The sequence below is a fragment of the Comamonas sp. A7-5 genome, from assembly GCF_039581385.1.
GTDB lineage: Bacteria > Pseudomonadota > Gammaproteobacteria > Burkholderiales > Burkholderiaceae_C > Comamonas > Comamonas thiooxydans.
Map to the genome: position 1 here is coordinate 1 of NZ_JBCPWO010000031.1, position 9,530 is coordinate 9,530.

The 9,530-nt window shown below is 64.5% G+C and carries 8 protein-coding genes and 1 pseudogene; 3 read left to right on the forward strand and 6 right to left on the reverse strand.

Features of this window, described 5'->3' with window-relative positions:
* Positions 1 to 189: 189 nt before the first annotated feature.
* The 6 genes from AAIL67_RS24340 to AAIL67_RS24365 form a co-directional block, all read right to left on the reverse strand.
* Positions 190 to 1,527 carry an enolase C-terminal domain-like protein gene (locus AAIL67_RS24340; protein WP_224649522.1) on the reverse strand — a complete coding sequence of 446 codons (1,338 nt, stop codon included), beginning with the start codon at positions 1,525 to 1,527 and terminating at the stop codon, positions 190 to 192.
* Positions 1,528 to 1,564: 37 nt separating this feature from the next.
* On the reverse strand, positions 1,565 to 2,530 hold the full coding sequence (locus AAIL67_RS24345; RefSeq protein WP_224649521.1) for a 2-hydroxyacid dehydrogenase: 966 nt from the start codon (positions 2,528 to 2,530) through the stop codon (positions 1,565 to 1,567).
* 107 nt (positions 2,531 to 2,637) lie between these two features.
* On the reverse strand, positions 2,638 to 3,597 hold the full coding sequence (locus AAIL67_RS24350; protein ID WP_034351490.1) for a tripartite tricarboxylate transporter substrate binding protein: 960 nt from the start codon (positions 3,595 to 3,597) through the stop codon (positions 2,638 to 2,640).
* A gap of 56 nt (positions 3,598 to 3,653) precedes the next feature.
* Positions 3,654 to 4,565, reverse strand: a complete 912-nt coding sequence (kdgD, locus tag AAIL67_RS24355; RefSeq protein WP_034351488.1) for a 5-dehydro-4-deoxyglucarate dehydratase — start codon at positions 4,563 to 4,565, stop codon at positions 3,654 to 3,656.
* A gap of 41 nt (positions 4,566 to 4,606) precedes the next feature.
* Positions 4,607 to 5,584, reverse strand: a complete 978-nt coding sequence (locus AAIL67_RS24360) for a tripartite tricarboxylate transporter substrate binding protein (RefSeq protein ID WP_063662772.1) — start codon at positions 5,582 to 5,584, stop codon at positions 4,607 to 4,609.
* A gap of 303 nt (positions 5,585 to 5,887) precedes the next feature.
* Positions 5,888 to 6,643 (reverse strand): FadR/GntR family transcriptional regulator, encoded by a 756-nt coding sequence (locus tag AAIL67_RS24365; RefSeq protein ID WP_080745909.1) that lies wholly within the window; start codon positions 6,641 to 6,643, stop codon positions 5,888 to 5,890.
* Between the two features lie 143 nt (positions 6,644 to 6,786).
* On the opposite strand from AAIL67_RS24365, the gene AAIL67_RS24370 reads away from it, so the two are divergent.
* The 3 genes and pseudogenes from AAIL67_RS24370 to garD form a co-directional block, all read left to right on the forward strand.
* Complete coding sequence (locus AAIL67_RS24370; protein ID WP_063662771.1) at positions 6,787 to 8,082, forward strand: glucarate dehydratase family protein; 1,296 nt, start codon at positions 6,787 to 6,789, stop codon at positions 8,080 to 8,082.
* Between the two features lie 117 nt (positions 8,083 to 8,199).
* Positions 8,200 to 9,201 (forward strand): tripartite tricarboxylate transporter substrate binding protein, encoded by a 1,002-nt coding sequence (locus AAIL67_RS24375; protein ID WP_224649518.1) that lies wholly within the window; start codon positions 8,200 to 8,202, stop codon positions 9,199 to 9,201.
* 158 nt (positions 9,202 to 9,359) lie between these two features.
* Positions 9,360 to 9,530, forward strand: a pseudogene (garD, locus tag AAIL67_RS24380) (galactarate dehydratase); the annotation flags it as partial.

Consider the following 9,530-nt stretch of genomic DNA (forward strand, 5'->3'; position numbering starts at 1 on the left):
TCGTAACGGGACATGAAATGCTCCAAAAGAGAGATTCGATAAAAGAGGTGAGCTAGTTGGGCGCTGCATTTGAAGCAGGCGCGGCCCAAAGCGATGGACACCGAGCAAGGGCCATCCCGCAGCGATGGCGTCGTCCCCCTCCCGCGCAGCGAGAGAGGGGGAAGCGGCGCCAGCCGCTCAGGAGGGTGCTCAGCGCACCATGCAAGGCCGTTTGTTGTCGAACTTCCAGCCGGGGATCAGGTGCTGCATGGCGATGGCGTCGTCGCGCGCGCCCAGGCCGTGTTCCTGGTACAGGGCGTTGGCGCGCTTGAGGGCCTCGCGGTCCACGGTCACGCCCAGGCCGGGGGTCTTGGGCACTTCCACAAAACCGCCCTTGATCTGCAAGGGTTGCTGCGTGAGGTACTGGCCGTCCTGCCAGATCCAGTGCGTGTCGATGGCCGTGACCTTGCCGGGCACGGCGGCGGCCACGTGGGTGAACATGGCCAGCGAGATGTCGAAGTGGTTGTTGGAGTGCGAGCCCCAGGTCAGGCCCCAGTCGCGGCAGGTCTGGCCCACGCGCACCGAGCCGGCCATGGTCCAGAAATGGGGGTCGGCCAGCGGGATGTCCACGGACTGCAGCGACAGGGCGTGCACCATCTGGCGCCAGTCGGTGGCGACCATGTTGGTGGCCGTGGGCAGGCCGGTGGCGCGGCGAAATTCAGCCATGACTTCACGGCCCGAGAAGCCGCCTTCGGCGCCGCAGGGATCTTCGGCATAGGCCAGCACGCCGCGCATGTCACGCATCAGGCGGATGGCGTCCTTGAGCAGCCAGCCGCCGTTGGGGTCCAGGGTGACGCGGGCGTCGGGGAATCGTTTGGCCAGGGCCGTCACGGCTTCGACTTCCTGCTCGCCAGCCAGCACGCCGCCCTTGAGCTTGAAGTCGTTGAAGCCGTAGCGTGCGTAGGCCGCTTCGGCCTGGCGCACGATGGCCTCGGGCGTCATGGCAGTCATGTGGCGCACCTGGGTCCAGTCGTCCGTGCCCAGCTTGTCTTCGCCGGGCTTGACGTAGTCCAGTCCTGTCTTGTCGCTGGGACCCACAAAGAACAGGTAGCCCAGCATTTCCACGCGATCGCGTTGCTGGCCTTCGCCCAGCAACGCGGCCACGGGCACACCCAGGTGCTGGCCCAGCAGATCCAGCAGAGCGGATTCGATGGCCGTGACCGCATGCACGCCGATGCGCAGATCGAACGTCTGCAGGCCGCGGCCGCCGGTGTCTCGGCCTTCCAGGGATTTCTGCAGCTCTTGCAGCAACTGCAGGTGCTGGCCGATGGAGCGGCCAATCAGCACCTGCTGGCTGTCCTCCAGCGCCTGGCGGATGCCTTCGCCGCCCGGTACCTCGCCCACTCCCGTACGGCCCGCGCTGTCATGCACCAGCACGACGTTGCGGGTGAAGTAGGGCGCATGCGCGCCGCTGAGGTTCATGAGCATGCCGTCGCGGCCGGCGACGGGAATGACTTCGATGGCGGTGATGGTCGGGGTAGTGGACATGGGAAGACTCTTCAACAGACTCGGAAGGAAAAGGAAATCACTGCGCGGCGGACCAGGGCACCTCGGCCGCAGGTCGGCCCGTGGCGATGAACTGCTGCAGGTTCTGCAGCACCAGGTCGGCCATGGCGCGGCGGGTTTCGTGGGTACCGCTGGCGATATGGGGGGCCAGCACCACGTTGTCCAGGGCCAGCAGGGCAGGCAGGGGGCGGGGCTCGTCCTCGAACACGTCGAGGCCCGCACCGGCGATGCGCTTGTTCTCCAGGGCATCGGCCAGGGCGGCCTCGTCGACCACGCTGCCGCGGGCCACATTGACCAGGAAGCCCTGCGGGCCCAGGGCCGCCAGCACTTCGGCGTTCACCAGGTGGCGCGTGCCTTCACCGCCGGCAGCGGTGATGACCAGGATGTCGGCCCAGCGCGCCAGCTCCAGCAGCGAGGGCAGGTACTGATGGGGCGATCCCTCTACGGGGCGGCGGTTGTGATAGGCCACTTCCATGTCGAAGCCCGAGGCGCGGCGCGCCACGGTGCTGCCGATGCGGCCCATGCCGAAGATGCCCAGGCGCTTGCCGCTGGCGCGGGTACGGATGCCGAAGCGGCTCTTGCTCCAGTCGCCGCGGCGCACGAAACGGTCGGACTCGCTCAAGCCGCGCGTGGCGTCCAGCAACAGGGCAAAGGCCAGGTCGGCCACACAGTCGTCGAGCACGCCGGGCGTATAGCCCACACGCGCGCCGCGGCGCAGCAGAGCGTCCTTGTCGAGGGCATCGAATCCCACGCCGAAGCTGCTCACGAACTTGAGCTTGGGCAGGGCGTCGACCACACGGGCTGGCAGGCCCATGGCGGCCGAGGTGACCGCATATTCGAACTGGCCGCCATGCTCGGCAAGAAAGCGCTCGGGATCGGGCTGCTCGGAGAGGATGCTCACCTCGTAGGCCTGAGCCAGTTCGGCATCAAGCTGGGTCAGCGGCATCTTGCCGTATTGAAGAACGCGTGGTCGGATGGTCGCCATGCCTTGGAATCCTTGGAACTTGCGGGGACTGAAAGCCCCTGTGAAAAGGGCCTGCGTGGTGGCAGGCCTGCGGGAAACGGCCTGGGGGCCATCCCGTTGTTTCTAGCTCAATCTGCGGTGATCTTTCGCGTTTGGATCAGGGTTTTCCAGCGCTCGTTCTCCTGGGCCTGAAAGCGTGTGAATTCTTCGGGCGTGTTGCCCACGATTTCCAGCCCCTGCTCCACAAAGCGCTTGCGGATATCGGGTTGCTGCACGGCGACAATGGCGGCCTTGGCCAGTCTGGACTTGACATCTGCCGGCAAGCCCCTGGGAGCGGCCATGCCTTGCCACGAATAGACCTCGGCTCCCTTGACGCCGGACTCGGCCAGTGTGGGAACGTCGGGCAGCACAGGCGAACGCTGGCTACCGGTCACGGCAATGGCGCGCAGCTTGCCGCTACGCAGATGGGGCAGCACGGCGTTGACGTTCTGGAAGGAAAAATCCACCTGTCCACCCAGCAGATCGGTGATGGCCGGTGCTCCGCCCTTGTAGGGTACATGCACGGCTTCGGTGCCCGTTTGCTGCCAGAACAGCTCGGCCGACAAATGATCCGAAGAGCCATTGCCGGAGCTTGCAAAACTGATCTTGCCGGGATTGGCCTTGAGCGCGGCAATCACCTCGCTCACGCTGCGGGCCTTTTGCGTCGGGCTGGCAACGAGCACATTGGGCGCCTGCACGGGGATGGTGATGTAGTCGAAATCCTTGCTGGCGTCATAGGGCACGTTCTTCACCATATGCGGGGTCACCACAAAGGGGCCCAGCGATGCCACCAGCAAGGTGTAGCCATCGGCCGCAGCGCGCTTGACGGCTCCCGCACCGATGGTGCCCGTGGCTCCAGGACGGTTTTCCACGACAAAGGGCTTGCCCAGTTGCTCGGCCATGCTCAGGGCCACCGCACGCGCCACGGTGTCGGTGGAGCCGCCAGCCGGGAACGGCACGATGATGTTCACGGGGCGGTCGGGAAAGTTGCCAGCCGCTTGGGCGGCCAGGGCCAGGGTGGCACCCAGCGTGATCAGTATCTTTTTCATGCTTTGTCTCCTGAAGACGCGGGGCCCGGTTCTTGGCCTGACCCCTGCATCGGGTCTTACTGGGGGCCGAGCTTGTCGATCAGGACCTTGAGTTCTTCCATCTCGGCAGGCTTGAGGTCGGTCAGGGGAGCGCGCACGGGACCGGCATCGTGGCCGACCAGCTTGGCGCCGGCCTTGATGATGCTCACGCCGTAGCCTTCGACACGGTTGCGGATCTTCAGGTAGGGCATGAAGAATTCCTTGAGCAGCTTGTGCTGCGTGGCCTGGTCATCCGTGCGCACGGCTTCGTAGAACGCCATCGCCGTCCTGGGGATGAAGTTGAAGACGGCAGAGGAGTAGACGGGGGTACCCAGAGCCTTGTAGGCGGCCGCGTAGACCTCGGCCGTGGGCAGTCCGCCCAGATAGGCGAAGCGATCACCCATCTTCATGAAGATGGAGGACATGGTCTCGATATTGCCCAGACCGTCCTTGAAGCCCACCAGGTTGGGGCAGCGCTCGGCCAGGATGGCCAGGGATTCAGGCGTGAAGCGAGAGCGGTCGCGGTTGTAGACGATGACGCCGAACTTCACGCTCTTGCAGACCTGCTCCACATGGGCGATCAGGCCTTCCTGGCCGGCTTCGGTCAGGTAATGAGGCATCAGCAGAATGCCGTGGGCACCCAGTCGTTCAGCCTCCTGGGCATGGGCGATGGCATTGCGGGTGGGGCCGCCGGCGCCGGCGATGATGGGCACCTTGCCACGGCAGGTATCCACGGCGGTCTTGATGATCTGGCCGTATTCCTCGCCATACAGCGAGAAGTATTCGCCCGTGCCACCAGCGGCGAACAGGGCACTGGCGCCATAGGGTGCCAGCCATTCAAGGCGTGCGGCATAACCCTTGGCATTGAAGTTGCCCTGGGCATCGAAGTCCGTCACGGGGAAGGACAGCAGGCCGGAACTCATCACGTCTTTGAGGTCTTGGGGTGTCATGGTAATCCTTGAAAAGAGGAGAGCAAAAAAGATCTGGCAGCTCAATCCAGCTGCAGTTGGGCGGCTTGCACCACGGCGCGCCAGCGCGCGCGCTCGGCGTTGAAGAATTTGTCGGTTTCGGCGGGCGTCATCGTGACGACCTCGGCACCCTGGCCGGTCAGTCGGGAGCGGACCTCGGTGGAGCGGATGGCAGCGAGCAACACCTGGTTCACACGCTGCACCACGGCTTCAGGCGTCTTGGCGGGCAGCACCACGCCCTGCCAGGTGCCCGAGGCAAAACCCTGTGCGCCCTGCTCCGCCAGCGTCGGCACATCGGCGATCAAGGGCATGCGGGTATTCTTGGAAATGCCCAGCAGCTTGAGCTTGCCGCTTTGCACATGCGGATAGGTGGCCAGCATGCCGTTCATCAGCACCTGGGTCTGGCCTGCCACCGTGTCCTGCACCGACTGCACGCCGCCCTTGTAGGGCACATACACCCATTTGGCGCCGGTGATGCGGGCCAGCTCCACGCCGGCCAGATGGGGAGCACTACCCGATGCGGTAACGGCAAAGTTCAGGTCCTGCTTCTTGGACAGCTCCACCAGCTCCTTGAGATTGCTGGCCTGGACAGAGGGGTGCACCACCAGCATATGAGGCGAATAAGCCAGCATGGCCGCACCGCGCAGCGCCTTGGACGGATCGAAGCTGAGCTTGGTATAGATGGAGGGAGAGATGGCCAGCGCACCGAGATCGCAGAGCAGCCAGGTATAGCCGTCGGCCGGTGCACGGGCGACGAACTCAGCACCCAGATTGCCATTGGCGCCGGGCTTGTTGTCGATCACCACGGTCTGCTTGAGTTCCTGGGAGATCAGCTGCCCGATGGAGCGCGCAATGATGTCGGAGCTGCCGCCGGGCGGATAAGGAACGACCAGACGGATGGGCTTGCTGGGCCAGGCATCGGCAGCCAGCAATGTGGACGACAGCAAACCGCCGGCCGCCAGGGCCAGCAGAGAGCGCAGAAAGTGCGAGCGTCGGACCATGGTGAAATGTCTCCTTGTTGTGGTCAGTCATCATACAACTAGGTTTTTTTGAACACCAAGCGTTTTTTTCTAAGGGTAAACACGGATAGCAACCGTCTACCAGGCTTTTGCCTTCGTCACTTCAATCCAAGAAATATGCGTCAAACTCAATACTGAAGATCGATTGAAGCTATAAATTTGGAAGCATTTCCAAGTGCTCGGCGCAGCGGGACACTGCGGCCGCCGCATGCCGTGGGCAGTCCGCCGCGCTTTGCTGCGGTCAGCTTCTTCCATCAAGCGCCCGCCCAGGCCAGGGTTTCGGAATCAGGACTCTGCGCTCAGGCTCAGACGCTGGGCCAGGCGCAAACGCTCCCGCGAGTTGGTCAGATGGATGCGCATGGCGGCGCGGGCCGAATCGGCATCCTGGCGCACGATGGCGGCATAGATCTCCTCGTGCTCGCGGTTCACACGACGCAGATAGTCGGGATCGCGTGCCGGCGTATGCATGGAGGCGATGCGATTGCGCGGAATCAGCAGCGTTCCGAAGTGCTGCAGGATGTCCTGAAAATACCGGTTGCCTGTGGCCTGCGCGATGCTCAGGTGAAAGGCCAGATCATGCTCGACGGTGTCGTGCCCCAGGGCGAAATGATGCTCGAACGCCTGTAAAGCCTCGCTCATGACCTGCAGATGGGCTTCGCTGCGGCGCTGGGCAGCCAGACCGGCTGCCTCGGTCTCCAGACTGATGCGCAGCTCCAGCACGGCCAGCACGTCGACGGACTCGCTGAGCTCGCGCGCGCTGAGCATAGGGCTTGCACTCTGGCGCGCGGGCAGCACAAACGTGCCTATGCCATGGCGGGTCTCGACCAGCCCTGCAGCCTGCAATTTGGACAAGGCCTCGCGCACCACGGTGCGGCTGACGTCATAGCTGCGCACGAGTTCGGACTCGGTGGGCAGCTTGTCCCCCTCATGCAGCAGGCCCTGGCGGATCTTGTGCTCGAACTCCTCGGACAACAGATTCGCCAGACTGCGGCTGCCCTTGCTGGTTTTGCTGCGCAGCGCGTACCCCTCCGTCAGCGGCAAAGACGGGGTTGATTGGGGTAATTCCGATGTCTGAGTACTCATGAGCCTGATGATAATGGCTTTCAGTTGTACGACAACATACCACAAAGTCTCCCTATTTCAACTTCGGCCCGGAGCTCCTGCGCCGCATCAGTCATCTCAAGATGAGCACTTCTCACCAGATCCGCCATATCCGCATCACGCCGATTGCCTTCCGTGATCCGCCGCTGCTCAACGCCGCCGGCATTCACGAGCCCTGGGCGCTGCGCTCCATCATCGAGATCGAGACCGCCTCCGGCCTGGTCGGCATCAACGAGAGCTATGGCGACCAGCCCATGCTGGATGCTCTGGCCAAGGCTGCACCGGCCCTGGTCGGGCTCTCGCCCTGGGCGCTCAATGAAATGGAGGCCCGTGTTGCCGCCCTGGTCACTCCGCCCAAGCTCACGGCCTCGGAATTTCTGGGTCAGCAGGTCTCGCTGGCCCCTGGCACCCATGTCTCCAAGACCGTGGCCAAGGTGGTCAGTGCCTTCGAGGTCGCCATGCTGGACCTGCAGGGCCAGATGGCCCAGGCCCCCATCGTCGACCTGCTGGGCGGACCCGCACGAGACCGCGTGCCGTACTCGGCCTATCTGTTCTACAAATACGCCGAGCATGTGGGCCAGCCCTACGCACCTGACGCCTGGGGCGAAGCCCTGACGCCGGCCCAGCTCGTGGCCCAGGCCCGGCGCATGATCGACCAATACGGCTTCCAGAGCATCAAGCTCAAGGCCGGCACGCTGCCACCCGAGCAGGAAGCTGCCGGCATCCTTGCGCTGGCCGAAGCCTTCCCCGGCACACCGCTGCGCATCGACCCCAACGGCAACTGGACCGTGGAAACCAGCCTGAAGATCGTGCAGCAGTTGCGCGGCGTGCTCGAGTACTACGAGGACCCGGCCCCGGGCCTGGACGGCATGGCCGCCGTGGCACGCGAGTGCGACGTGCCACTGGCCACCAATATGGTGGTGACGGACTTTGCCGAGTTCCGCCGCAACGCCGACATGGGCTGCCCCGTGAAGATCGTGCTCAGCGACCACCATTACTGGGGCGGCCTGCGTGCCACACAGCGCCTGTCCACGCTGTGCCGCACCTTCGACCTGGGCCTGTCCATGCACAGCAACTCCCATCTGGGCGTGAGCCTGGTGGCCATGACTCATCTGTGCGCCAGCGTGCCCCTGCTGACCTATGCCTGCGACACCCACTATCCGTGGCAGGACGAAGAGGTCGTCGAAGGCGGCCGTCTGCAGTTCGAGCAGGGCAGCCTGCGCGTGCCCACCACGCCCGGCCTGGGCGTGACCCTGGATCGCGAAGCCCTGGCACGCCTGCACGACAACTATCTGCACTGCGGCATCCGCAACCGCGACGACCTGGGACAGATGCGCAAATACGACCCGGAATTCACCGGCAAGCAACCGCGCTTCTGAATTCCAGCCACTGCGCAAAAAAAGGCACACAGAGCAAACATCCAGCCCAAGCCGAGCTGGTTCAACCGCCCCCTTTCCACAGCGCGAAAAGACGCTTTTCAACCGGAGACAACCACCATGCAACGCCGCAACCTGCTTCAATCCACCCTCGCCGCCAGCGCCCTGCTGCTGGGCGCATCCCTTGTCGCCGCACCCGCGCTGGCACAGGGCAACTGGCCCACGGGCAAGCCCATCACCTATCTGGTGCCGTTTCCGCCCGGCGGCAATACCGACACCCTGGCACGCGTGATTGCGCAGCCGCTGAGCAAGGCCCTGGGCACGCCCGTGGTCATCGAGAACAAGGGCGGCGCCGGTGGCAGCGTGGGTTCGGCGCTGGCGGCACGCGCCCCGGCTGACGGCTACACCATTCTGGGCGGCACCATCAGCTCGCACGCCATCAATGTCAGCCTGTACTCCAAACTGGACTATGACCCCGTCAAGTCCTTCACGCCCGTCGCCATGCTCGGCTCCGGCCCTCTGGTGCTGGTGGTGCCTGCCTCCAGCCCCTACAAGACACTGGCTGACGTGCTGGCCGGCAGCAAGGCCAAGGCCTCGTCGGGCGGTCTGACCTCGGCCTCTCCGGGCAACGGCACCTCCAACCACATGGCGCTGGAACTGCTGGCCTACCAGACCGGCGTGAAGTTCACCCATGTTCCCTACAAGGGCAGCGGCCCCGCCGTGCAGGATGTCATGGGTGGACAGGTGGACATGATGTTCGACACTGCCCTGGTCGTCGGCCCGCACATCCAGTCCGGCAAGCTGCGCCCCATCGCCGTGAGCAGCTCCAAGCGCCTGGAATCGCTACCCGATGTACCGACGATCGCCGAAGCCGGCGAGAAGGGTTTCGACATGGGCTCCTGGCAGGCCGTCTTCGCCCCCGCGGGCACGCCCAAGCCCATCGTGGACCGCCTGCATGCCGAAATCCTGAAGATCGTCGCCACCCCCGAAGTACAGGCCCGCCTCAAGAACTTCGGCATGCTGCCGTCGACCATGAGCACCGTCGAGCTGGCCGACTATCAGAAGGCCGAAGTGAGCAAGTGGGCCAAGGTGATCAAGTCTGCTGGAATAAAGGCTGAATAAGTAAGGCCCCCCTGAGCCGCTTCGCGGCTTCCCCCTCTCTAACTTGCTTCGCAAGGGAGGGGGACGACACCATCGCTGCGGGGCGGCCCTTGCTCGGTGTCCCTCGCCTTGGGCTGCGCCGTAGCCGTGCTGGCCCTCTAGAAAATTGAGACATTGTCATGAGTACCCCACTACCGCTTTCCATCAGCATGCATCCGGCCGACAACGTGGCCATCGTGGCCAATGACGGCGGCCTGCCTGCGGGCACCGTGCTGCCGTCCGGCCTCACGCTGCTCGACAAGGTGCCGCAGGCGCACAAGGTGGCGCTGGTGGACATTCCCGAAGGCGGC

Excerpts from the sequence above, each read along its gene's own strand:
- AAIL67_RS24345 (WP_224649521.1), bottom strand. The coding sequence starts at position 2,530 with ATGGCGACCATCCGACCACGCGTTCTTCAATACGGCAAGATGCCGCTG.
- AAIL67_RS24360 (WP_063662772.1), bottom strand. The coding sequence starts at position 5,584 with ATGGTCCGACGCTCGCACTTTCTGCGCTCTCTGCTGGCCCTGGCGGCC.
- AAIL67_RS24375 (WP_224649518.1), top strand. The coding sequence starts at position 8,200 with ATGCAACGCCGCAACCTGCTTCAATCCACCCTCGCCGCCAGCGCCCTG.
- AAIL67_RS24340 (WP_224649522.1), bottom strand. The coding sequence starts at position 1,527 with ATGTCCACTACCCCGACCATCACCGCCATCGAAGTCATTCCCGTCGCC.
- AAIL67_RS24370 (WP_063662771.1), top strand. The coding sequence starts at position 6,787 with ATGAGCACTTCTCACCAGATCCGCCATATCCGCATCACGCCGATTGCC.
- kdgD (WP_034351488.1), bottom strand. The coding sequence starts at position 4,565 with ATGACACCCCAAGACCTCAAAGACGTGATGAGTTCCGGCCTGCTGTCC.
- AAIL67_RS24350 (WP_034351490.1), bottom strand. The coding sequence starts at position 3,597 with ATGAAAAAGATACTGATCACGCTGGGTGCCACCCTGGCCCTGGCCGCC.